The 23,524-nt window shown below is 39.7% G+C and carries 28 protein-coding genes and 4 pseudogenes; 17 read left to right on the forward strand and 15 right to left on the reverse strand.

Annotation, left to right across the window (positions count from 1 at the left end; all coding sequences use genetic code 11):
* Positions 1-10 precede the first annotated feature (10 nt).
* Positions 11-809, reverse strand: a pseudogene (locus FC49_RS07970) (hypothetical protein); the annotation flags it as partial.
* On the opposite strand from FC49_RS07970, the pseudogene FC49_RS09810 reads away from it, so the two are divergent.
* Positions 794-961 (forward strand): annotated as a pseudogene (locus FC49_RS09810) (IS30 family transposase); the annotation flags it as partial. The pseudogenes FC49_RS07970 and FC49_RS09810 sit on opposite strands and share 16 nt — an antisense overlap.
* A 38-nt stretch (positions 962-999) precedes the next feature.
* On the opposite strand, the gene mobQ reads toward FC49_RS09810, so the two are convergent.
* Positions 1,000-3,063, reverse strand: coding sequence for a MobQ family relaxase (gene mobQ, locus FC49_RS07975; protein ID WP_056984729.1), 2,064 nt, complete (start codon positions 3,061-3,063; stop codon positions 1,000-1,002).
* A 252-nt stretch (positions 3,064-3,315) separates the two neighbouring features.
* On the opposite strand from mobQ, the gene FC49_RS07980 reads away from it, so the two are divergent.
* Entirely contained in the window at positions 3,316-3,543 is a 228-nt protein-coding gene (locus FC49_RS07980; RefSeq protein WP_007124582.1) for a hypothetical protein, read from the forward strand.
* Between the two features lie 22 nt (positions 3,544-3,565).
* Positions 3,566-3,844, forward strand: a complete 279-nt coding sequence (locus tag FC49_RS07985) for a hypothetical protein (protein ID WP_003590756.1) — start codon at positions 3,566-3,568, stop codon at positions 3,842-3,844.
* Here FC49_RS07985 and FC49_RS07990 read toward each other — a convergent pair.
* The 10 genes and pseudogenes from FC49_RS07990 to FC49_RS08035 form a co-directional block, all read right to left on the reverse strand.
* Positions 3,834-4,514 (reverse strand): ATPase, encoded by a 681-nt coding sequence (locus tag FC49_RS07990; protein WP_007124583.1) that lies wholly within the window; start codon positions 4,512-4,514, stop codon positions 3,834-3,836. The two genes, FC49_RS07985 and FC49_RS07990, sit on opposite strands and share 11 nt — an antisense overlap.
* A complete protein-coding gene (locus FC49_RS07995; protein ID WP_010620892.1) occupies positions 4,511-4,696 on the reverse strand; it encodes a hypothetical protein in 186 nt (61 codons plus the stop codon). The genes FC49_RS07990 and FC49_RS07995 overlap by 4 nt, the downstream gene beginning before the upstream one ends.
* Before the next feature lie 46 nt (positions 4,697-4,742).
* Entirely contained in the window at positions 4,743-5,024 is a 282-nt protein-coding gene (locus tag FC49_RS08000; RefSeq protein WP_007124584.1) for a type II toxin-antitoxin system RelB/DinJ family antitoxin, read from the reverse strand.
* 253 nt (positions 5,025-5,277) lie between these two features.
* Positions 5,278-6,336, reverse strand: a complete 1,059-nt coding sequence (locus tag FC49_RS08005; RefSeq protein WP_056984730.1) for a replication initiator protein A — start codon at positions 6,334-6,336, stop codon at positions 5,278-5,280.
* Positions 6,337-6,924: 588 nt separating this feature from the next.
* Positions 6,925-7,173 carry a ribbon-helix-helix domain-containing protein gene (locus FC49_RS08010; protein ID WP_003712273.1) on the reverse strand — a complete coding sequence of 83 codons (249 nt, stop codon included), beginning with the start codon at positions 7,171-7,173 and terminating at the stop codon, positions 6,925-6,927.
* Positions 7,174-7,186: 13 nt separating this feature from the next.
* Positions 7,187-7,993, reverse strand: a complete 807-nt coding sequence (locus tag FC49_RS08015) for a ParA family protein (RefSeq protein WP_040459008.1) — start codon at positions 7,991-7,993, stop codon at positions 7,187-7,189.
* Between the two features lie 155 nt (positions 7,994-8,148).
* On the reverse strand, positions 8,149-8,484 hold the full coding sequence (locus tag FC49_RS08020; protein WP_007124587.1) for a type II toxin-antitoxin system YafQ family toxin: 336 nt from the start codon (positions 8,482-8,484) through the stop codon (positions 8,149-8,151).
* Positions 8,481-8,780, reverse strand: a complete 300-nt coding sequence (locus FC49_RS08025) for a type II toxin-antitoxin system Phd/YefM family antitoxin (RefSeq protein WP_003712280.1) — start codon at positions 8,778-8,780, stop codon at positions 8,481-8,483. The genes FC49_RS08020 and FC49_RS08025 overlap by 4 nt, the downstream gene beginning before the upstream one ends.
* Before the next feature lie 612 nt (positions 8,781-9,392).
* Positions 9,393-10,112: a nicotinamide mononucleotide transporter gene (locus FC49_RS08030; protein WP_007124588.1), complete on the reverse strand. Its 720-nt coding sequence runs from the start codon at positions 10,110-10,112 to the stop codon at positions 9,393-9,395.
* Between the two features lie 101 nt (positions 10,113-10,213).
* Positions 10,214-10,516, reverse strand: a pseudogene (locus FC49_RS08035) (aldehyde dehydrogenase family protein); the annotation flags it as partial.
* A 12-nt stretch (positions 10,517-10,528) separates the two neighbouring features.
* Between FC49_RS08035 and FC49_RS09815 the strand changes: the two are divergent.
* Positions 10,529-10,768, forward strand: a pseudogene (locus FC49_RS09815) (MFS transporter); the annotation flags it as partial.
* A 382-nt stretch (positions 10,769-11,150) separates the two neighbouring features.
* Here the strand turns inward: FC49_RS09815 and FC49_RS08040 are convergent.
* On the reverse strand, positions 11,151-11,723 hold the full coding sequence (locus FC49_RS08040; protein WP_056984731.1) for a hypothetical protein: 573 nt from the start codon (positions 11,721-11,723) through the stop codon (positions 11,151-11,153).
* Positions 11,720-12,826, reverse strand: a complete 1,107-nt coding sequence (locus FC49_RS08045; protein WP_007124593.1) for an ArsR/SmtB family transcription factor — start codon at positions 12,824-12,826, stop codon at positions 11,720-11,722. Before FC49_RS08045 ends, FC49_RS08040 begins: the two co-directional genes overlap by 4 nt.
* A gap of 96 nt (positions 12,827-12,922) precedes the next feature.
* On the opposite strand from FC49_RS08045, the gene FC49_RS08050 reads away from it, so the two are divergent.
* The 10 genes from FC49_RS08050 to FC49_RS08090 all read left to right on the forward strand — a co-directional run bounded on the left by FC49_RS08050 (position 12,923) and on the right by FC49_RS08090 (position 21,265).
* Positions 12,923-13,321, forward strand: coding sequence for a ThiF family adenylyltransferase (locus tag FC49_RS08050; RefSeq protein ID WP_007124594.1), 399 nt, complete (start codon positions 12,923-12,925; stop codon positions 13,319-13,321).
* The gene (locus tag FC49_RS08055; RefSeq protein ID WP_056984732.1) at positions 13,305-14,657 is read left to right on the forward strand and encodes an MFS transporter; all 1,353 of its coding nucleotides are present in this window, start codon (positions 13,305-13,307) and stop codon (positions 14,655-14,657) included. Before FC49_RS08050 ends, FC49_RS08055 begins: the two co-directional genes overlap by 17 nt.
* Before the next feature lie 241 nt (positions 14,658-14,898).
* On the forward strand, positions 14,899-15,459 hold the full coding sequence (locus tag FC49_RS08060; RefSeq protein WP_056984733.1) for a DNA-3-methyladenine glycosylase I: 561 nt from the start codon (positions 14,899-14,901) through the stop codon (positions 15,457-15,459).
* Between the two features lie 824 nt (positions 15,460-16,283).
* Complete coding sequence (locus FC49_RS08065; RefSeq protein WP_007124598.1) at positions 16,284-18,131, forward strand: heavy metal translocating P-type ATPase; 1,848 nt, start codon at positions 16,284-16,286, stop codon at positions 18,129-18,131.
* Between the two features lie 70 nt (positions 18,132-18,201).
* Positions 18,202-18,432 carry a heavy-metal-associated domain-containing protein gene (locus FC49_RS08070; RefSeq protein ID WP_003715850.1) on the forward strand — a complete coding sequence of 77 codons (231 nt, stop codon included), beginning with the start codon at positions 18,202-18,204 and terminating at the stop codon, positions 18,430-18,432.
* On the forward strand, positions 18,432-18,980 hold the full coding sequence (locus FC49_RS08075) for a ferritin family protein (RefSeq protein ID WP_007124599.1): 549 nt from the start codon (positions 18,432-18,434) through the stop codon (positions 18,978-18,980). Before FC49_RS08070 ends, FC49_RS08075 begins: the two co-directional genes overlap by 1 nt.
* Positions 18,970-19,614 carry a Crp/Fnr family transcriptional regulator gene (locus tag FC49_RS08080; RefSeq protein ID WP_007124600.1) on the forward strand — a complete coding sequence of 215 codons (645 nt, stop codon included), beginning with the start codon at positions 18,970-18,972 and terminating at the stop codon, positions 19,612-19,614. The genes FC49_RS08075 and FC49_RS08080 overlap by 11 nt, the downstream gene beginning before the upstream one ends.
* A gap of 87 nt (positions 19,615-19,701) precedes the next feature.
* Positions 19,702-20,397, forward strand: a complete 696-nt coding sequence (locus FC49_RS08085) for a helix-turn-helix domain-containing protein (protein WP_040459010.1) — start codon at positions 19,702-19,704, stop codon at positions 20,395-20,397.
* Positions 20,381-20,668: an IS3 family transposase gene (locus tag FC49_RS10380; protein WP_102169358.1), complete on the forward strand. Its 288-nt coding sequence runs from the start codon at positions 20,381-20,383 to the stop codon at positions 20,666-20,668. The genes FC49_RS08085 and FC49_RS10380 overlap by 17 nt, the downstream gene beginning before the upstream one ends.
* A gap of 12 nt (positions 20,669-20,680) precedes the next feature.
* Positions 20,681-21,265 (forward strand): IS3 family transposase, encoded by a 585-nt coding sequence (locus FC49_RS08090; RefSeq protein ID WP_007124602.1) that lies wholly within the window; start codon positions 20,681-20,683, stop codon positions 21,263-21,265.
* A gap of 49 nt (positions 21,266-21,314) precedes the next feature.
* On the opposite strand, the gene FC49_RS08095 is transcribed toward FC49_RS08090, so the two are convergent.
* Positions 21,315-21,602, reverse strand: a complete 288-nt coding sequence (locus FC49_RS08095; protein ID WP_003712350.1) for a hypothetical protein — start codon at positions 21,600-21,602, stop codon at positions 21,315-21,317.
* Positions 21,603-21,792: 190 nt separating this feature from the next.
* Here FC49_RS08095 and FC49_RS09820 point away from each other — a divergent pair, with 190 nt between their 5' ends.
* The 3 genes from FC49_RS09820 (at position 21,793) to FC49_RS08105 (ending at position 23,404) form a co-directional block, all read left to right on the forward strand.
* Entirely contained in the window at positions 21,793-21,993 is a 201-nt protein-coding gene (locus tag FC49_RS09820) for a type II toxin-antitoxin system RelB/DinJ family antitoxin (protein WP_048687242.1), read from the forward strand.
* Positions 21,994-22,235: 242 nt separating this feature from the next.
* Positions 22,236-22,862, forward strand: coding sequence for a PsbP-related protein (locus tag FC49_RS08100; RefSeq protein ID WP_016372446.1), 627 nt, complete (start codon positions 22,236-22,238; stop codon positions 22,860-22,862).
* An 89-nt stretch (positions 22,863-22,951) separates the two neighbouring features.
* A complete protein-coding gene (locus tag FC49_RS08105; protein WP_003712340.1) occupies positions 22,952-23,404 on the forward strand; it encodes a hypothetical protein in 453 nt (150 codons plus the stop codon).
* Positions 23,405-23,524: the final 120 nt, after the last annotated feature.

The following is a 23,524-nucleotide window of genomic DNA, read 5'->3' on the forward strand; positions in this document are numbered from 1 at the left end:
TAAAAACTGGCTAACGCTTTAAACTTTGATCAAGTTCGGATTCGGGTTGTTTGATTGACGGATTTTCTTCAGCAAATGCTTGCAGCTGTTTTTGTGTTCGATTACTGATTTCATGGTGTATATCATTTAGTTTATTTTTTAGTTCTGATTTTTGTTGTGGGTTCCTTGCTTGCTGAACTTGTTGTTGCAAGCCTTGATAGGACTTATTAAGATCATGGGCTGATAACTTTTTTAGATCATGCTCAGGCTCTTTTCGGGCTTCTTGTAAGCCTAATTGTTTGGTTAACCCGTCGCTAATCTCAATCACTTTGTTGCTCACTTGCTGGATCTCACTTAAAGCACTATGGATCACGGCTTTATCTTTGGCCCAGGTAGCTACATAACCGAGGGAGTAATTGCCCGTATCAACCCCAATATTTTGCATAGCGACATATGCGACAGCTTCGGCTTGGGTTTCCTGATAGGCTCGTGGCCGATCTTTAAAGGCTGATTTTAATCCGTGTAGCTGGCTATGCGCATATTCATGATATAACGTCTTCAATTTTAAAGCATTATCGGGCTCATCGCCACCAATGACGATTTTCATTAGTGCTGGGTTGAAAATACCCCTTAGCCCCATTTAGCGTCGCTAAAGGCACTTCACTGACTTTAAGGTCGGTTTGCTGGTTTAAATAATCTTTGAACGCGTTATACAAGCTCGTTACATTCTGATGATCGGCTAAATTTTCTTTGAAAAAATCCTTGGCACTTAACACTGGCTCACCGCTAGTTTGTGACACGTCGAAGATGGGCAGATAGCGGTAACCGAGTTTTACGACGCTTTATTCCCAAAGGTCAAGCCATTAAAGAACTAGGTGATCACCAATTGGTTCAAATTAATTGGTATTTGAATTCACAGCCACTTAAATGTCTTAATTGGCATACACCAATCGAGCTCTTCTTGCTTAATCTACGTCACTAAATTCGTTCAAGTTATTTCTTGCAATCTGCCCATTTAAATTACAAGTGCATACCCCCATCTTCATGCCGGTTCCGGGTTTGGTGTTGCCGCTGCTTTTTCGTCATTTCCCACTCGGTCTCTTTCAGTCCACGTTCTTGCTTTTGCCGTTGGTAATCTTCATCACGAGCATATAGAACAGTCATGATCGCATCACTAAAGGCCGTCTTTAAGTAATAGTCTGGACTAACTGGCTTATAATTTAGCGGTTGATAATGCCCCATATTTGCTTTTCTATACTGGTCGTCCTTGGCCTGTTGCTCTTTTAACTGCTTTTGGATTTTCTCGATCTGACTGTTCTTAATCGTTGGATCGACTTTGCATTCACCCAAAAAGAGTTGTTTAGTGCCATCATGCTTTAAAACCCGTTGTAGGTGATGATTTTCTAACTGATCTAAGCTCAGCTGTCCCGATAGATAAGCTAGTCCTTGCAGATGCTCTTGGGTATTGAATACCCTTGGTGGATTTTCCTGCCACTGTGCGATTGTTTCAACCTTACATGGTTTTAAAGCTGGATCATAGTACATCACTGCTGTATAGGCCTGTTCCTGTTTAATCATTGGTAATTCATTAAAATCGCCGTTAGGAAAGGCTCTTCTTAAAACTTCCTGGTATTGGGTTTGAATAACTTGCTTCACAGCCATGATTGTTCGTAAATCTTTGACTGCGCGAGTAATCTTTTGCTGCTCGGTTGGTGAATACTTTTCTAGTAGACCTTGATCAGCGTGTTCTAGACTTTCTAAGCTATCGTCATGAATCATCAGCGTATATTTCAGTTCGATTTTGACTTCCTTTTCTTGTTGCATTAATAACTTCCAGCCAACGTACGGCCGTTTGGTAAAGGTCAATAATTGTCGGGTCAATAAATCATCACGAATGTTCATTAAACGTTCGTTTAATTCACTGCCTTTGAAAATCGTTTGTTCGCTATCGGTTTCCTTAATTAATTCTCGTCTTTCAGCTTGCGTGGTCTGTTCAAAATTAAGCTCTGGATAAAGTTTTTTCGTCGTGCGATCAACCACTTTATTTAAGAGCTCATCTGCTTTTTTGAGTGAGCTTTCTTGTTGGTTAATTGTCAATAATTGTTTAGTCACATCTTCACCAACCGCATGTTTAATTAAGGTGCTGTTTTTCCAATTAAATAGCATGCGCCGCTTATCATCTAAACTTTCCAAACTAATATAAGTTTTTAGTTCATGACTTAACTCATTGACCACCCGTTTTTCATTAAACGAGAAGTGTTTGCTTAGACTATCTAAATGACCTCGATTAATTACTTTTTCTTGGTTGTTTTTATAACTGGCTTTGGCCTTGCGATAGTTCTTTACTTGTTGGTTAAATTCTTTTCTTTCATACCGTTTACTATTGATTCCCTCATGTTGCATTGGGGTATCATCTATTCCCTGCTCGATAAAGGATTTTTCACTGATCCGATCCGGAATATTTTTTTGCTCTAAAACTTGATTTACACTAGCCGCCCAATTATGCCGCCATTCAGTGATTTTTTCTTTTTTATCCCAATCAACTAGCCACACCTTTCTTGATCTTGGGAAACGACTATTTCCTGTATAAGTCTTGTTCCCATTTTCATCTAATATATTTTCCCTTTTACTTTTCAATCCCCATGTTCCGTCTGGATTAAATGGACGATTAGTTAGCATAACATGAGCGTGCGGATTATCTGGGTGATCTCTATGAATTGCTACGTCGGCAACCATACCCTCATCAACAAAATTTTCTTGTACATATTTTGTCAATAATTCTTTCTGTTCATCTTCACTTAATTCAACTGGTAAAGCCACGTTAAACTCTTTTGCATAGCGTGAATTTGCTCTGCGATCTTTTCTTTCGACTTCATTCCACAACCGCTCTCGATCACTGGCCCATTCTGGTGCATTTTTGGGGGTTAAAATAAAGCTTTCTGGCATAACCGAGCGGGCATAAAAATAGCTTCGCCCTTCTTTTTGATCGAATAGCTTTTTACCACTTCGATAAGCGGCACTGGCAATCGCACTTCGTCCTTTTCCAGCACTAATATTACTAAAACTCATATGAAAAATTGCCATGTCGGTCACCATCTTTCTTTGGGTCTATGGGTTTGCTTTTGTTGTCGCCAACGGCGACTTCTGATACAAGGGTTTAGCACAATAACACAACTAACTTTAGTTGTTGTGTATAAGTGCCATTGACCTCGTTTCACTCGGTCTGCTGATTCCCTTAACTCCACTTTTAGTGTATGCCCTCCGCTTCGCTATTTCAACTTTTATACTTTGACTTAACGTTTCCTATATGATATAGTTTCGGTGATTATTTCTAATATGATTGGAGGGATCGTTATGTCTCAAAGTAACTTAGAAAAACAAGAAGCTAAATTAAAAGCCCTTAATCAAAAAATTAAGGACGAAAAAAATAAGATTGAACAACGGCTAGGTAAACAAATCATCAGTCAAGCCAATTTAGATTATGCTAATTTGTCTAACGATCAGATTAAGATTTTAGCCCAGCAATTTTCTGAATTTTTAAAGGTAAAGTCTGTAGATCATTAGCCATACGAGATGGGGAAATTCTATGCCTAATCAATATGAAAAATTAGTTAAACAACAAGCACGTTTAAAGCAAAAAATTGAACGAGAAAATTTTAAATTACGGCAATCTAAATACTATGAAAACCGCCAAGCACGCAAAGCCCGTTCTCGCCGATTAATTCAAAAAGGGGCTTTGCTCGAAAAATACTTTCAAGCTGATAACCTCTCGGTCGAACAAACCGAAGAACTTTTAAAAATATTTGCTAATTACATTAATGCGCATAAACCGAACAAATTCAAAAACGACCAGCCTAGTAACTAGGCCGATCGTTTTTATTTTCTGGATCATTTTTAGGCTTTACTTCTGGGTTTTGATCTGCAAAATTTTGTAACTGCTTTTGCACCTTTTCTGGATAAGTAATATTTTGGTTTATCCAAGGAAAATGCCTCAAATCGTTCTTAAAAACTTGTCCCTTATCTCTTGCATAAACAGGGGTAAACTTTTCGCTATTATCATAAATCATGACCTTATCAGATTTAAAGGCCACTAATGGCAAATTATGTTTGGATTGCTGATAACGTTTCTTGATCGTTGCTACTGGAACACCGTGCCCACCTTTTTGTACCCGTTCGTTGACCCTTTGGATAGCTAAATTTTCATCTCGCAAAGCAACATATAATAAAGTCACTTCAAAGCCATTTTTGTGAGCTTTGTCAATCAAATTGAGTTGAGCTTTGCCTCTACCTGCTAGTGTTGTTTCTACGTGAATACTTTGCTGGTGATCTAAAGCATAGTGTAGTTGTTTGATTTCTTCTTTCATGGCTTTTAAGTTGTCACTATCTTTATGCCAATCGCCACCCATTTGTCTTAAAAGTTCATCAGCGTTAATCCGTTTTGTTTTGTCAAACAAGCTGGGAAATGTATCGTATAGCGTACTTTTCCCTGCTCCGTTAATACCAGCAACAATTATATATTGGGGTTTATCTATCAACGGACAAAGTCCTTTCGCTTAATAACCTCATCTTGCCTTTTATCTAAAAAGTAGGTATATAAAGCGTCATATACTTTGCGCTTTTCTGGATCTGGCTCATGTAATGACTTATCAAGTAAATCTTTTAAATCAGTTTCTTTGGCAATTTCAAAAAAGTCATTAATTGTGATTGTATCTTTCATGTTCATCACACTTCCAAGTTATTAATTTATTTAATCTGATAAGCCATTAGTCCTCATCTGGATCATTGAGCCAATCAGCGACTTCTTTAGCGTCTTTGAACTCTGTTACTGGTGTCTCTTTGGTAGCCTTTAAAAGGCTTAAATTAGCTCTTTCGGCTTCGCTCAGGGCTGGTTTAAACGGTAATGCTGCGTCAGCTACGATCCGCTTATAAAACATATTGATCGCGGTAGTTGGGTTTAGGCCTAACTGGCTTAAAACGGCTTCGGTATTATCTGCCAATTCTTTGTCAATCTTGACTTGTACGCGTTTCTTTTCCTTAACTGCCATGATTGTCTCATCTCCTCTCTTTTGTTACTACCATTATACTACCTTTTGAGTACCCTATCAATAGATAAAGCCCTGGCCTCAAATCACCTGAGCTTGGCGTTGATCTAAAGGCTGAACTTTTGAGCTGGTTAGCCTGGTTAGCTCTGACGCTCATTTAAAAGCCCCTATTCTTCTGTCTAAGCGATTTTAAAGCGATTTTAATATGATCATGCCTGTAGCACTTAAAACGGCTTAAATGAGCTTATACGGCGTTTTAATCCCAAGTATGCTCGTTATCAATATTTTGGTCTTTGGGGTGTTTGGCCACATAGTCTCTAGCCGCTTGTTGGTTCCACCAAACATCAAATAGGTTTTGCATAGTGCCGTACAGGTAATTCTCAACGTTCTTGATATGTTTCTCATCGCTTCTTAGGGCATTAAAATAGCGTCTTAACGTTTTGGTCATCATTTTTTTTAAATCAGGGTCATCTAATAGAATCCATACGCCTAAATCCTTATGTTCTTTTTCAACAGCATATTTGGCGTTTAAGATAATGCCAATAAAGCGCCGCATTTGTTGTGGGGTCCGGCACCAAAAGCTAAGTAGTTGCACTGCTTCTGGTTCTAAGAAAACCGGTAAGCCATTATCTTCGTCAGTTAAGAACTTATCAGCATGTTTTACTAAATCTCGATTTTGAGCTTCAATTTCAGCTGGTGAAAAATTGGCTGTGGAAAAGTCCAACTTTTGAGTATCTATATCGTATCTATTAGTATCTATATTATTTTTATAGTCTTTATATAGATTGTGTGTGATTTTCACATTTCCGCTTGTATCAAGGGTTTGAGCGGTCTCATCAACGGACTTATGCGGAAGTGTGATTTTCACATTTCCGCTTGTATCAAGGGTTTGAGACACTTTTGGGCTATCTTCACCGCGTAAATAGACATCGGTTGCTTTCACATCGAGCTTGGACAGATATAAGCGATTCGGTTCATTCTTTTTTGTTTTTGGGTTAAAGCCCAGTTGTTTTTGCATCAGCAAATGAGCGGTTTCGAGTTCTTTTTTTATTTTGACGACTTTTTGATTATGGCAATTAAATAAATTTTCGAGTTCTTGATTGGTAAAAGTAAAATAGACGTGTCCTTCTTCATCAACCCAGTTGTTGCGCAAAGAGTACTCGAGCCGGTCTTTCAGTACCATATAAGCCAATTTAGCGTCACTGCTTAAATGTTTATATTGCTCGCCATACATTAATACCTTAGGGAACTGGAAAAATAAGGCTCCATATACGTTATCGGCTTCATAGTAATTAAAATTTGTTGATTTTGTCATAATAAAAACTCCCTTTCTTGACTGACACACGCTGTCTCAAAAGAGAGTTGCTAAAACATCTGACTTGCATTATAATACAAACCTGATATGCTCTAACTGAATTACAAAGCGTTCATTTAGTGGTGAGGCTTTGTAATTTACCAGCATGTGTCTGTTTGCGAGTTGCCCATTCGGCAACTTTTTTAATTTCTAACAACAAAAAATGGACTAAATAACTCCAGTTAGCTACTTAGTCCATTGACTTCAATTTGTTTTTAACTATCCTTAAACTTGCCCTTTTGGACTGGTTTGCGGTATAATTAACCTACAAATTAAGAGCAATGTTCAGACGATTTAGACCTGCAAGTTAAAATCGTCTGAACCTAAGTAGCTGGATGGTAGCTACTTGCTAAACCAAAGGTCCCTGGTTCCTCGTGAACTGGGGATCTTTTTAGTTTAGCTTGATCTCTTCATTCGGTTGTTAAATTAGTTTCAGTTTAGCATAGTGCTTCCTAACCGGCAACTTTATTTGGTCCGGTACACTTTACAAGTTTTTATCTAATTATGAGTTAATTAAATAAATTGTCTGATTAATTATTTATTTAATTATTAAATTGCATCTATGATTGAAGCTAAGAATTCTGACCGATTTTTAAATCCGTTTTTTCGGGCAGCCGTGTCCATTTTTTTTAATTGACTTTCAGTAATTGAGAAGGTTACTGATCGCTTACGCTCTACTTCTTTTCGACTGATATTTTTTAAAAATGCTACTGCGTCATTCTTGTTATCTTTCAATGTAGTTTCGTAACTTTCTCTCATTTCTTCGTCTTTTTTATGGTTGAATGAATCTAAACTCATAAGCTAACTCTCCTTACTTGGTTTTACTTGCTAATTCTTGAAAAAGATGATCGGCTTTTTTTATGAACTTTTGATTTTGCTTTAAAACGGATTTATCATGATTGGCTAATTCAAATATCGAAGCGTGCCTTGCAGTAGCTTTATTAAAGAGCTCTCTTTCTGGAATTATAGTTGCGACTGTTTCATCACCTTCTATATGTTTTAGCAAATCGCGAGACATACTTGTATTATGTCTAATCATATTAACGATAAAGAAAAGTTTTGCGTCTACGTAAGTTTCGCCAGTTCGATAATCAAAAAGTGATTTTCTGAATTTTTCGAGTCGTGTTTCTAGGTCAAACTTAGCATTGTAACCATGCTCACTGGGTGTGATGGGACTAAGAAGGTAATTACTGATAGCAATAGCATTTTTAGTGATGGTACTAAAATCTGGGTGTGTATCAATTAAGATATAGTCATAGTCGGTTAAGTTTAATGAATCGGAGTTGTTTTTAAACCACATGAATAACATCATTTCTTTGTTACTGTTATTTTCTAGATAACTTCCCAAAACATCTAGGTCTATAAAACCGGCGATTAAATCTAGATTTGGTCCGACACTGTCAATTTTTACTTTTTGAGCATTATCGTTTTCTTTAAATGCTTCAGCGATGGTATTGTTGCGTCGTGTCTTTTCAAAAACGGTTGTTAAATTACACTGATGATCTAAATCGATTAATAGAACCTTCTTGCCATGTTTGGCTAACCAATCACCATAATTTAAAGTCAAGGTTGTTTTACCGACACCACCCTTGATAGCAGTAAAAGTAATAATTTTCATCTTGATACCTCCTTTGTCTAGTTTAATTATATCGTTAGCAGACAAATAAATAAACAATTTATTAAATAACTAACGTAACAATTTTAGCCGGCTTAATAAAGAATTACTTACAGAACTTTGCTATTTTATCAAGACTAGTCCCTAGTCAACGGCTTTTAACGCTTCTTATGATAACGACCATGGAATAATTTTTTATGAGAACCAATATTAACAGCAACGAGTACTAAATCTTGATTGTTGACTTTATAGATAACTACAATGTCAGTTGTTTCAGTTGGTTGCTGCCCTTTGGGAGTATCACGAAGATGAAATTCTCGATAGCCAGTATAGTTTCCTTCTAATTCGTGATCATGAAAATCATCGGGAAGTATGTCGCCATCGAGGAGAATAGAAATAGCGTCTTTTACTTCATCAATAATTGTTATATCAAGCTGTGCAAGATAAGCTAAGTTTCGTTCAAACGATTTTCGTGGTTTATATTGATATCTCATTGGTTACTGTTATCCTTTGGCTTAAAACTGTTCCAATAATCGTCAGTTGGTTCAACGATAGGATCATCAGGTAAGATGTGCATTTCGATTAACTTATCTCTGGCAATAGCATAATCTAGTGAATCTTCTTTAGCATTAACAGCTTCAAGAAGGGTATTGAGTTGTTCTTGTGAGATAACAGCTGCTGCTCGTTGATTAGAACGTGCAATTAGTACTGTTTGGTTTTCATCATTGACTTTATCTAAGTAGTCTTTAATATGATTACGGAAATCACTTTGAGTAGTAGCAATTGGCATAATAAGGACTCCTTTCTTTTCTCTTACATTATATTGTACTATATTATGTACGTTATTTCTACTACTAGTGCCTCATAATAGTTAGACAAAAGTTCTAACCATTGTGAGGCGCTTTTTCTATGGGGTGAATTTACAATTGAAGTGCAACATAAAGTAAAAAAATAAACCCATACCGGGTAGAATATGTGTAAGCACACCATAATAAGACGTATATAAAAAAAAGCGGGCATCTCCTAAACTGGAAGAAAACAGTTGGAGGAGCCTTTCTAGATGCAAGATATTATCCCGGTGAATTTACATGAACGAAATCCAAAGGATTTCAAGTCAACCAAGCTACTTTACGCATTCCTTTATTTCAGGCAAAAGAAATGACTTTACCGCAGCAGAATACCGCTTCGGCAAGGCCAACTAGTTTTTATTATTTAATGTGTCAACTTGACAGGGTACAGTACCGTATTGTACGGATTTCACAAAGTCCTATTTAGAATTTACACCAATTATACGGACATAACCTTACAAAGCCTGCCAAGTTAATTTTTACCGTAGTCTGCGTGGCGAAACCTTAACCTAAAAATAAAAGCTCGATCCTGAATTTCAAGGTCGAGTTTTTATTTATGGTTCTTCAATTTCTGTCTTGGCAGACAAATTTGTCCAAAAACTTAAGGCGGCCAAGGCATTTATAATGTAGTAGATGTATTTACCAACGTTAGCAAAATTACCTTGCACTAAGGCTTTAATTAACTGGACAAAGTTATAAACAAACCAGTATTGCCATTGGACTGTCAACTTCATGGCATTTAAAACATTAGCGGTTAGTGAAAGGCCAAAGGCAATCACCACGATCCAAAATAGCGGTTGTTGGAAACCATTTTTCCAACCAATCAAATTGGTGGCAAAGGAAAAGGCCATACTTAAGATGAACAGACTAATCATCACTAGCCACTTCTTCGTTCCCGTTAAGGGCTTAGTCGCCCGATACTTTTCCGACCGCATCCAGGTTCGAATTGCAAAAATATAAATGATAAAGGTCACCGGATAAGTGACAATCGCCGCCTGATTGCCAAGTAAGTAATCAATGGTTCCTGATAGGACAGCGTTAATAATCCCAATCCAATTACCGACATTATTCATGCGACCAGTTAGCCGGGTCGAATAAATGGACAGGACCGAATTCCCAATAGAGATCAGCCCAAATGGCACCCAACGCGCCCAACTACCCCAGTTTGTTACTTCTGCAAGGGTTTCAGTTAAATAACCACTGGCGATGGCAATCCCCACCACTAGTATAACCCCTAATAAATCAAATAATTTCGATTTAGCAATTCGTTCCATAACATCATCTCCTGTTTGTTTTTAGCGAGGCGTATTCGGAAGCAACCCTCGTTTTGATGAATGTTATAGCACAAGTAGTCAGTAAGGTAAAGGGCTTGGAGCTATTCTACTTCATAAACTAAGTGTTGATTAACAAATTCAGTAAAGCCAATTTCACTCAATTCCCGGCCATAACCAGAATTTTTCACCCCACCAAACGGAATTTCAGGTAGAGAGGCCCACCCTGCATTTATCCAGCTCATCCCACTTTCTACTTGAGCGGCCACTTCTCGAGCATGGGCAATATCAGAACCGAAAACCGTATTTCCAAGACCATAACTAGAATTATTAGCTAAGGCAATTGCTTCGGCTTCGGTTTGGCATCCGTAAACAACCGCAACGGGTCCAAACATTTCTTGATAACGCACCGGTAGAAAGCTTCTCAAAAAATTAATTTGGGTAATCAGAAAATAAGCCAGGGTCAGAAAAAATTGTTAGTAGGTCTCAAACAATTGGCACAAAAAGAAGCTTTAACGACAGCTTTGAGAAAAATTAAGCATACTAAGAATCAACAAATCAGCCAGGCCTTCAGTCATACCTACTTAGTAGGCGCGGTGATTGTATTGATTCTGTCGCCGATTGCTTTATTGACAGATCGTAAGTCATTAAAAAGTTGAATTTAAAAAGGTACCTCGGGGATATGAGGTGCCTTTTTTAGGTGGTTTCTTAGATCTTATTTGCTTTATCAGTATCATTTTAATATTTAACTTTTATCATTAAATTTATAGTGTATGTGGAAAACAAGTCTGTACTAAAATTAGACCTAATTATAAAAGAACGTGAAATGCTTATCCTTTTACGAGCTAAAGGGTTATCTATCATAAAAGATCAAGGAAAATTATCTAAAGGAATAATTGCTGATCATAAATTGCCTTTGCAAAATAAACAAGGGAGTAAGTTATCGTTATATTATTTGGTAAACAATTTTCAATTTGGAACGTTAAAATTGTACAAATGCGCTTAAACGATCAAACTAAAAGTCCTATTTCGTAACTTAACTTAGGTAAAAACCGATTGAACAATACTAGCAGGCTTTTTACAAAGTTCTACTTTTCGACTTTTGGTTAACTTACACAAATCGTCTTCCAATAAATAATTTAGAAGATCATTTCCTATTCTTCCTCCAAAGTGGAAATTTCGCTCCGAGAAATCTAAGCAACAGGGTACGGTGGTTTGATTTACTTTACAAAATTTGCTGAATATATTTTTCCCTTTTTCAGTAAAAGAATAGTTAACTTTATCAGAAGTGAAGATTAGATGTTTAAGCTCAGCATGCCTAAAAATAGTGACCCCTAGTTTTCCACCAAGATGATGTGAACAGGTTCTTGCAATTCCTAAATTACTAATGGTATTTCTAATATTCAACATGTTATTACTGGTATTACCTAATTTCGTTACATTGTAGCTCATTTTATTTTTGTAATACCATCTACCGTAAAATTGTAATGAAATAATAGTTTTATCACACTGAAGTTGACTTATTACTTCTTCTCTGCTTAAATGGCAGACTTTTGACAGTTCATTAACAGTCAACCATTTATTACAGGTAAGTGCACTATTAACGACTCTCATTTGTTATCATCTCTCATAAAATCTAAAAAATTAGGAACTAACTCAAATATTCTATTTGTTATTTGATAAAGAACGAACTTTTTTTGTTTTGTAGTTTTTAGTAAATTTGCTTCTTTTAATATTTGTAAATGCCTGGATACAGTGGAGGTACCTAGTGATAAAAGCTGTGACAGTCCTTGTGTAGTGCAAGGTGACTTCGAAACGGTTTTCAAGATCTGAAGTCTGGTTGGTTCACTAAGAGCCTTAAAAGTTAATAATAGTTCTTTTGGTGTATAAATTAGATCTGCTCTTTTTTGTAGTCCGTAAGTAATGACCACTCCATTTTTAAATGTATCAACGAATAGATGAGGCCAAGTAAAAAAACTTGGTATGAGCATAATTGTGTCAGTATCTTTAAGATCAATTTCTCTCTCAAAAGGCTTATTAATAATTAAAGTATCATTTTTCCAGTGCATACGAGCTACTTGCAATTCATCTATAGTACTTCGAATACCATGAATATTAATTGAGTTCGCCCGTATCTTAATTTCCTGAAATAAGAGTTTTTTAATATTAGCTTTTTCCCAAACCGCAGAAAAAACATTGTCATTATACTTAACGATAAATTTAAAAAAACGGTTAATGACAGTTTGCGGGTTACCACTAAGGTCTTTTATAAGTAATGGATTCCGGTTAATAGAAAAATCCTGCCATTCAAGACCTTTAGCTAAATTTGGAATAAACGTGTTACTTCTATCGTGATTTAAGGTGGATAACTCATTAATTAGTCCATTTACATTACTTTGCCTACTAAGAAAAGCGCGAAGCATGGATAGTTCATCCTTTAGATTACTAGCATTGTATTGAAAATTACAAAGTACAGTGGGAGGAACACCTAATTCATATACAGGACTAAAATAGTACAAATTATCAATATCCTCTTTATCTAATTGTTCCATTGTCTTTAAGGCCCAATCTACAACTAACCCATGATGCCTAGGATTCATCAAGACATGAAGACTTCTAAGAAGTTCATTCAGTGGTGAATAAACAAACTGAAATCTTTGAGTTAGTGTCTCGTCTGTTACAGTAGAGTATTTACTAAAGTTTATCCTAATAGTCATTTTGTCCTCCTTGATTCGATATTTCTTGAATCAATTGATCGTTAATTAAATATAAGTTAACATAATTAGCACAATCTAACAAGGAGGATTAATATAATGATTCACGACAAAAAGCACTTAAAATACACAGCAATCCCAAACGAAGAGATGTATTGGGAAAGGGTAAATCGTAGTTTGGGTTGGCTCGGTGACACCAAACAGGAACAACATAATAAACAAGAAAAATTGAAAAATGTTGTAATTGGAATAGCAGGCACTGGTGGAATAGGAGGACAACTTGCACAACGGTTAGTTCGAATGGGTGTTCGAAATCTAAAATTGGCAGACCCAGATACATTTGATATTTCAAATATGAATAGGCAAATGGGTGCTGATCTGCAACATATTGGAAAAAATAAGGCAGAAGTTGTTGCAGAAATGACTTACAGCTTGAATCATGATGTAAATATAGACTTTCATTCTTTCTGGAGAATGCGCTATGAATATAAGAACTAAAGATCATTTAGTCGTTATAGTTGCTGGCATAGGAATGTTATTATCAACATTAGATACAGGGATTATCAATGTTGCATTACCATTTTTAAAATCTTACTTTGAAACTACAGCAGACATTGCTGCTATTGCAGTTACGGGTTATACTATTAGCCTTGCTGTTTTTATTCTTCCTTTTGGACTACTTAGTGATAAATTTGGTAAACTATCGTTCTCGTATATTGGACTGATAATTTTTGGGCTTAGCTCATTACTTTGCGGACTTTCAGCTAATATTCAAATGTTAATTATGTTTCGAATTTTCCAAGGTATTGGTGCAGCTGCATTACAAGCAACATCAGCCTCTTTAATTACCACCTTAGTTTCTGCTGAAAAATCCAGTTCTGCTATCGGAGTTTTAGGAATTATGATTGGTGTCGGACCTGTACTTGGTCCTTCATTAGGTGGATTGCTACTATCATTAAATAGTTGGAGAGGAATATTCTGGTTAAACATTCCGTTCGTCCTTCTGGGACTCATTTGTAATCACAAATTAATTACAGAGATCTCTGAGAATAAATACGCTAAACACATTGATTACCCTGGAAGTCTTACCAATGGACTATTTGTGATATTGCTTATTAGTGGATTGTCATTGCTAAGCTCACATAGTATTGTTGGGATAGCATTAATAATCGCTAGTCTAATAGCTGTAATTATCTTGTTTAAAGTAGAAAGAAATAAAGAAACTCCTGTTGTCAATGTAATAAATCTTATTCAGAATAAATCGCTACTGGTATATCTATATGAAACGATTGCCTTTGGCTTTGCTTCAGCCATAATCTTTCTTATGCCACCTTATTTGTTTGAAACTGTCTTTAAATTAAATTCAGGATTGACGGGTATACTGGTACTAGGTGCACCTATAGGTCTAGTTTTATTTTCTAGAGTATCTAGTGCACATAATAATGGTTTGAAAGATAATTCCTTTTCTAAGGTCGGATTATCTATTATTCTTTGTTCATTACTACTCTTGAGCCTATATCAAACATCTTTACCATATATTTTAGTTACAATTTGTTTGTTTATTTATGGTGTGGGTGGTGGCTATTTCCAACCGGCGAACATATCTGTAATTATGAAAACTACTGATATCACTTCACAGGGTAGTATTGGTTCACTCCAACGAATGGTTCAAAATGTTGCTATTGCTATGGGTACAGCAACAGGTTCAGTATTTTTAAACATGTGGTCTCATGAATTAGTAACAGCTATTAAACTTGGTTGGATTACTGCAGGATGCTTAATTATAATTGCAATAGCTCTAGATTTTGCCCTAAATAAAAATAGTTTCAAATAACTCTAAGACTAACAAAAACACCTGTCACACGCGACAGGCACTGATTTGTTTTGCTGAAATGTTAATGGACTTAATCAGTTTTTTTAGTTGCTTCTTAGAAAGTAGCAACAATGCAAGCACGATGATGCTGATATATAAATCAAGTCAGTCGATTACTTATCCGAACCGGTGGGACATCTGAAAAGATGCCCTTTTTATGTTTAAATTCTGATTGATCAAAATTACTATTAGGAGGAATTAAATGAAACGCTGCTTTCCGAAAAACGATGATGCTCCACTCCTTACGAAGTATCATGACCACGAATGGGGTAAGCTGAACCTCAACGAGAATTACTTATATGAGATGATGGTTCTAGAATCCTTTCAATCGGGACTTAGTTGGCAATTAGTCTTGGATAAGCGAGAAAATTTTCGACAAGCCTTTGCAGGCTTTAATGTGGAGCGGGTTGCAAAATTTACCAGTAATCAGCGTAAGCAATTACTGAAAAACCGAGGAATCATTCGTAATCAGCGAAAAATTGATGCCGCCATTAATAATGCTCGTGTAATGACTAAAATGCACCATGAAGGGCACCAATTGTGTACAGTACTAACAACCTTAATTCCACAGCCAATCATTAACCACCCTCAACAGTTTACTGACATACCAACCCAAAATAGACTATCTCGAAACCTAGCAAAAGAGTTTAAAGAAATAGGTCTTCAATTTATGGGGCCAGTAACAATCTACTCCTTTCTTGAAGCGGTAGGCCTAATTAACGATCATATCGAAGACTGTCCTTTTAAGTACACTACTACGTAATCTACAAAAATTACACTCTATCCTTTACTAATAGGACTCTCTTTTAAACTTAGGGGCCATATATGATTAAATACCCATTGAAAATAAACAAAAAACGTCTGCCGCACGCGACAGACGCTGGTTTATTCTACTGAAATGCTAAAGCATGTACTTTAACAGCTCAATCATGAACTTAATCAGTTTTTTCAGTTGCTTCTTACTGAAAAAAGGCAACAATACAAAGATGAAGATACAATGAGTCACTGGGAAGAACCTCCTTCCCACACACAAATTGAATGCTTGATGGGGGCATTCTGGTGTGCTTTCCTATTGTATCATAGAAAGTTTTCAGCTATAATATTGTTACAAAGATGAAGATGCTGGTGTGTAAATTGGATCAGCTGATTACTTATCCGAGCCGGCGGGGCATCTGAAAAGATGCTCTTTTTTTGTACCTAAATTTTCTTTTATTGGGTCTATTTGTAATAATGGAACCTTAAGAATGCCGAAAAATACCCCTTACGTTAGCCAAGTAGCTAAGTAGGGGCTATTTTTTAGCACTTTAAACTTACAGGGCTCACTTCGACAAAGGTAATTTTTAATTTGGCTTATCTTATAAAGAGGTTCTTTGTGAGGTTTAGTTATTATTTAGCTCCTTTCTGATATATCAAAAGTGAATATTAATCTTGCAGTTGGCTGAATAATCATAATACTAAAAAATAAGTCTTTAAACGTTGAAAGGTTTTAATAGTTTCCTGATATATTTCGTTTTCTTGATCCCTGTCAATTTATCTAGGCCCCATGGCGGCTAAGATAATGATAAAGGAAACGAAGGAGAAAGAACAATGGGCAAGCTACGGGGGTTCTTCAGTAAGAACCAAAAAATTAACGTACTGGTGATGACAATCTTGATCGTTGTTGCCGAACTGAGTCGCTTTGCAAAATTGGAAACGGTCTACCCGTTGTTAATGATTATTGTCACGATTTTAGGGGGGATTCCGATTATCCTGCGGGCCTTCAGCGCCCTGCGGTACCGGGTGATCTCAATTGAACTCCTGGTCGCCGTTGCCATCATCGGGGCCGCCATCATTGGTGAGTACACTGAAGGGGCGATCGTGGTCTGGCTCTTCAACCTCGGGGACGTTTTGGAGGCCTTGACCCTCCGCAAGACACGGGCCGCTGTCAAGTCCTTAACTGAAATGGCCCCGCAAACTGCTGAGGTAATTGATTCGGTTGACGACGCGACCGGTGAGGTAACCGACATTGATCTGGTTGACGAAGGAGACCTGGTCCTGGTCAAGGCCGGTGACCGGATCCCGGTTGACGGTCAGGTTAAGCGGGGAACCGGGCTGGTAAACGAGGCCAGCTTAACCGGGGAGTCGCGGTCGGTTGAAAAGAACCTCGATGAAACCGTCAGCGCCGGAACAATCCTGGAGGACGGGACCCTGGTGGTTGAAGCCAGCCGGGTCGGGGAAGACACCACCTTTGGGAAGATTATTGAACTGGTTGAACAGGCTCAAGACAGCAAGTCCAAGGCCCAGCGGGTGATCGATAAGTTTGCGAAGTACTACACCCCACTGGTGATGGTGATGGCCCTGGTGTTTGGCCTGCTGACCAAGGACGACGAGTTGGCGATCACGGTTCTGGTTCTCGGTTGCCCGGGGGCCTTGGTGATCGGGGTGCCGGTTTCAACCGTGGCCGGAATAGGTCGGGCGGCGAAGTTAGGGGTACTAACTAAGGGGAGTGCGAGCCTTAGCGCCCTCAAGAAGGTTGACACCCTGGTCTTTGATAAGACAGGGACGGTCACTAAGGGCCAGCCGGAAGTGGTTGACCAGTGGTGGGCACCGGAAGCGGGCGATCAAGATCGTCAGTTACTGGTTAGTGTTGAAACGGCCTCCAACCACCCCCTGGCTAAGGCGGTCATTGATAAGTTAGCTCAAGAACCGCTCCCGGTTGACGATAACGAAACGATTGCCGGTCAGGGAATGGTTGCCCAAGTGGCTGGCCACCAAGTCGCCGTGGGGAACGCCAAGTTGTTAACGAACCACCAGATTGACTTGGTGGCGGTGGCCCAAACGGCACCGGCTTGGCAGGCGAAGGGGCGCTCCCTGGTTTACGTTGCCATTGATGGCCAATTACGGGGCTTGCTGGGGATCAGTGACCCGCTCAAGGATAACGCCAAGGAAACCTTTGCCCGCCTGCGGGAACTTGGGTACACTAATCTAATCATGCTGAGTGGTGATAACCAGGCGACGGCCGACCAGATCGGTCAAGAGGTTGGAATGAGCAAAGTGATTGGTGATTTAATGCCGGCGGACAAGGTGGCTAAGATTAAGAAACTCCAAGCCGCGGGGCACAAGGTTGCCTTCCTTGGTGACGGGGTGAACGACAGCCCGGCCCTGGCAACCGCAGAAGTTGGGATTGCAATGGGGAACGGGACGGATGTGGCTCTCGACGTGTCAGACGTGGTCCTGCTCCACTCCGACCTTGGTCGTCTGCCACTGGCCTTGATGATCGCCAAGAAGACGGTTGTCAATATGAACCAAAACATCGCTATTGCGGTCTTAACCGTGGCCCTCTTATTCCTAGGCCTGATGGTGGACTCGATTCACATGGCCTCCGGAATGCTGGTTCACGAGTTGAGTATCTTGATTGTTATCTTAAACGGAATGCGGCTCCTAAAAGTTCGCTAGACTTGACGATGATCAATTATTTTGGAAAATAGTACACTATACTAAAAGAAAAACAAAGGAGGGACCGAAAATGGAGAAGGTTGTAATGGAATTAGGTGGGATGACCTGCCCGTCCTGCATGGATAAGATTAAGACGGCGGTTGAGCATCAAGCCGGGGTCAGCGATGTGAAGGTCCTCTTTAACGCTGGTAAGCTCAAGGCAAAGGTCGACACCAATCAATCAAGTGCTGATGACGTTAAGAAAGTTGTTGAAGATTTGGGTTACCAAGTCAACGGCGTAAAGGAAAAGGAGATTGCCTAATGACAAAGGAAGAATTATACCAAGCTGAATTAAAGCAAGCCGACCAAGATCACCACACCCCAACGGCAGGGGCGATAACTGGCCACATTCTTGCCAACCTATGGCTCCACCAGCAAAAGGTCAACCAGGCTCGCCTGTATGCTAAGGGTTGCGCCAGCCTCTTCATTAACCAAAAGGCGGCGGAATGGGTGGCAACCGAGCGCCAATACTTTGACCGGATCAACACCCTCCTGCTTAGCCTGGGGGAAGCCGTTCCAACCACAACCGCGCAGTTTGTAGAGTACGCAATGCTAAAGGAAGACGGGGCGGAAAAGTACGCGCCCGGCAAGGACCAACTCTTTGACCTAATTAAGGACTTTGACACCCAGCTACTCTTCTTCCAAAAGGCAATCGCCCTTGGTAAGCAAGAAGGAAAGATGAAGCTGGTTCACACGATTGTTGACCTGGATGACTGGATGCGGGCCGAGATCTTAGCCGGGCAAAATTTCCTGGGAAATGATCTGATGGAGGGTCGCTACCAAGAAGAGGACGACGAAGATGATGATTAGTGGCACCCACCTTTGTGTCCGGTTAGTCCCCCTCTTTAACCAGCTTCCCCTGGCTAACCAGCGCCAGATTGAATCCCTGTTGGTCCACCATCATTACCAGCGGGGCGAGGTAATCCTGGCGCCCGGTGATGAGGGGCGGATGGTGATCGTTGAAGATGGCCAGGTCAAGCTCTACCAACTAAATGAAGAAGGGGAGGAGCAAGTCCTTGAGGTCATGCACACTGGGGACTACGTGGGTGAGCGCTGGCTGTACGGGGCTGAGAACGAAGCAACCTTTGCGGTGGTTCAAAAGCCTGCCGCTCTCTGCACGATCAGCTACGAGGATTTTACCAAACTACTGGCGGAGTACCCCGAGTTGGCCACCCGCCTCCTGCAACTAACGATGGACAAGGTGCAGGAGTTAACCACCCAAAACCAGTACCTAATGATGGAAGCGGTGGAAGAACGCCTGTGGGCATATTTGAACCGGCAGGCCACCCTGCGCGGTAGGTCCCGCTTCACCTTACCAATGAAGATGAAGGATCTGGCCACCTACTTGGGAACGACTCCGGAGACCCTGTCGCGGAAGTTTAAGAACCTGCAAGCGGCCGGTAAGATTGACCGGGACCGACGAGTGGTTTCAATCCTACAATAAAACCCGACCCCAGCCTTGTGATATGCTCCCCTTAGAGTGGACACAGAATTATACAAAATTCTGTATGTAACTCTAGGGGGATTTTTTATGTCCAACCGAACTAGTAACCATACCTTAAATCAACGACTGGCAGCGGTGAGGAAAGTCCTTGAGGGAGAGTCCTCGGTAAGTCATGGGGCCCGTGAATTGGGGGTTAGTAAATCAACTTTAACAAGCTGGATCATTAAGTACCAAAATAATGGGGTAGCTGGCTTAAAAGAGTCGCACACTTGGCGACACTATCCTGTCGACCTCAAACATACGGCGGTCCATGATTACCTTGACAATCACCTTTCACAGCTGGAGTGCTGTCGTAAGTATAATATTTCCAGTCGCGGTGTTCTCAGGCGCTGGGTTAACCAGTATACTAACGGTAAAACCTTGAAGAAGATAACTGGAGGTTCTACCAAGATGAAGGCACACCGGAAAACCACTTATGAACAGCGTCTAGAAATCGTTCACTTTACCCTAGCCAGTGATAAAGATTATCGAGCAGCGATGGCGAAATACGGCGTCTCTTACAGCCAGGTTTATAGCTGGGTACAGAAGTATGAGCGGGACGGTTACGAAGCCTTAGTTGATCATCGTGGTCATCGAATTCAAGACCGCACTGTAGCTAAACTAAGTAAAGAAGAACAACTCGAACGACAGCTCAAAAAGCTAGAAGCTCGCAACCAGGATCTGGCGGCGGAGAACTACTTCCTAAAAAAATTAAGTGCCCTGGAGAATGAATCCGAGCAATAAGACATCATCGCGATATCAGGCGATTCAAGCTACTCGTCATTTTCCAGGGCAATCAATCAAGCATCTTTGTATCCTCGCTCAGGTCTCACGAGTAGGTTATTATCGCTGGCTTTCTAAGCCGACGACGAAAGAAGGCCAGATCAGTGAGCAGCTCAAAGCGCTGCTCAAGCAGACTTACTGGGAAATGAAGGGTAAGTGGGGTTATCGCCGATTAACAATGCTTATTAATCGGCGTTACAACTGTCACTATAATCATAAGCGTATTCGGTGACTCCTCGTTGAAATGAATCTGCGAGCGGTAATTCGACGGCCTCGTCATAGCTGCACGATCGCTCGCGGACAAAACCATGAGCCTAATATTCTTAATCGGAATTTTACGGCTGATCACTTAAACGAAAAGTGGGTCACCAATGTAACGTATCTGATCTATGGCAATGGTCAGAAAGCCTATCTCAGTGCTATTAAGGATTTACATAACGGTGGGATCATTAGCTATGTCGTTAGCCAGCGCAATGACAATCCACTGGTAATGAAAACCCTCAAGCAGGCTTTTAAACGCTATCCAACCGCGACACCATTACTGCACAGTGATCGTGGCTTCCAATACACCTCTAAAGAGTTTGCCTGCTTGACCACTGAGCACGGTATTACCCGCAGTATGTCTCGGGTCGATAAGTGTATTGATAATGCCCCGATGGAAAGCTTCTGGAGTCACTACAAGGATGAAGCCTACTATGGTCAGTACTTTAAAACCTATCAGGACTTGACCTCTTCAGTTGATCGGTACATTCACTTCTATAATCACCAACGTTATCAAACAAAATTAAACAGCCTGACCCCGGTAGAATACCGGCATCAAGCTGCTTAAAGTTCATTGTATAATTGACTGTCTGCTTGACAGGGCGCAATCCACTAATCTAATTTTTATCCATTTTTTGCAGTCTTCTCATTTCATAGTTATATCCATTTATGAAATTTACGATTTCCTGCATCTTTCGTAAAAAAACAAAATTTAAAAATTCAAATAGTAATTTAGGATAGTGTTTGATCGCTTTTCCACTTTGATAATCAGTCTGAGCTTGAAACTTTCCTTTATCAAAGTCTGATAGGCTATTAGAATTATTAGACCTATAGCTGTAATCTTTGGAATACAAGCCATTTTCATAATTATGCTTGATTAAATCATGTAGTTTTAATAAAAACATAAAGGCCACCTCGACTTTTAATTTAAGTATATCATAAGAAATACTAAAAAAAGCAGCTTGCTCCCGGCTTTCTGACTGTATGGTTGTCTTTAATGTAAGAATCTTTGCTCGTTCTGTAAAGAGTTTAACCTAGTTAAATACGGTTGGATTTGTACGCCAGATAACGTACAATATTACTGAGGTGATGAGAATGGCAAGAATTGAAGCTCGAATTGACGGAACTATTAAAAGTAAAGCCAAAGACGTATTGGCTAATCATGGTCTAACAATTTCTGATTTTATGCGCATGACATTAACAACAGTTGCTCATGATGGTTTACCTAAATATTATTCAATCCCTAATCGGCAGTTAAAAAATTCGATTCAAGAAGTTATTGATGATCTATCTTAAAAAGAAAAGCTACCCGAAGCCCGTAACCTTAAAGAATTAGATCAATTGCTTAGCTCCGATGACGCATTGGAGTCTTCAAAAAGCGGCGCCAAGACCCCAAGTGGCGTTCAATATTTAAAAGTTCACTACCTCAAGAGCTTGATGATCAAAAGCGGAGTCCTTGGAAATATATTATTCAGTGTTTAATTGAAGATAAAACCATTCCAGATTATTTTTATCCGCATACTTTAGAAGGTGTTACAATGGAAAATCAAGAAACGACAAGAAAGAAAAATAGGTTTGATATGAAAAGGTCTTTCAGGCGGATTTCTGCTATCATAGCAACGATGGCTTTCACGACAGGTCTGGCCGCCTGCGGTTCCTCCCAGTCGACTGCCCCATCGGCGAACAAAGCCACTTCCTCCGTCACTGCCCCCCAGGGCTGGAAGAAGTTCACGTCCAAGGATCTGGGCTATTCCGTCTATTTCCCGGGCGTTCCGGAGAAGGACACCTATAAGGATCCCACCGGCGCTTATGCCCGCTATTCGACGGTCAATGACAAGGATCACATCAACTACGCTGTGTCCGTCACCAAATTCACTCGGAAGCAAGTCGAGGACTCCAAGGGGTTCAATGACGCGCAGAAACGTAAGGTCTTGACCAATGTCGCTCGTCTTCTGCAGATTGACAAGTATTCCTTCACCACCGTGGACGGGCATATGGCCATTTCCTACACCGGTCACGATAGCGAGGACTCCTCGGTGATCATGCGTCGAGAGGTCGTTTACTCGTCCACTGGCCTCTATGGCCTCGAATCCTTTGGAACTTCCAGCTCGGAATACAAGCAGTTCGTCGATACCTTCCGGCTTTCCGAAGATACGCAAAAATGAAAGGAGTACTACTGGCGATATGACTAGTCTTGGTATTATAAGGTTAGTTATGTTCAGTAATGATTACCAAAAGAAGGAGATGATTTCTTATGATTGAGAAAGAAAAAGTTTTAAGCGATGCACCAAAGGCTCTAAATTCTGATAACAATCCTTGGGAAGTTGCTGTTGAAGGAGATTCGATTATTGGCACATGGAAATGGATGGATGCCCGGTTTTTCACTGAGGGTGGAATCTCCGATGAGGACAAAGAGTTTACTTTTACAGTTACTTTGAAAGATAACGGGAAATGGAAGGAAGTTGATAGCACTTCTAGTAAGACATCAAGTATTAGGATGCATAACGGTAAACTATCTTTCAGTAAAGACATCTCCTTTTCTAAGGGAAAGACTTATCAGAAAAGTATTTCTTTTGGCATTGGACAGGACAAGAAGAGCGGTAAAGTTGGAATTGTTGAATCTAAGTTAGATACTTCAATCATTAAAAAGTCGATTCGAGATTATTTGAAACAATGTGGCTGGAAGAAAGCTGGACTATTCGGATAGGAAATTATATGGTTCACGTGATGTAATACTGTTAGCAACAGGACTAAAGTTACTATTGCATAATATCAAAAGGCCCGTTACCTCGTGGGGAAGTGAAGTGCAACAAAAAAGTTAGACAAA

The sequence above is a fragment of the Limosilactobacillus oris DSM 4864 genome (assembly GCF_001434465.1).
Taxonomy (GTDB): Bacteria; Bacillota; Bacilli; order Lactobacillales; family Lactobacillaceae; genus Limosilactobacillus; species Limosilactobacillus oris.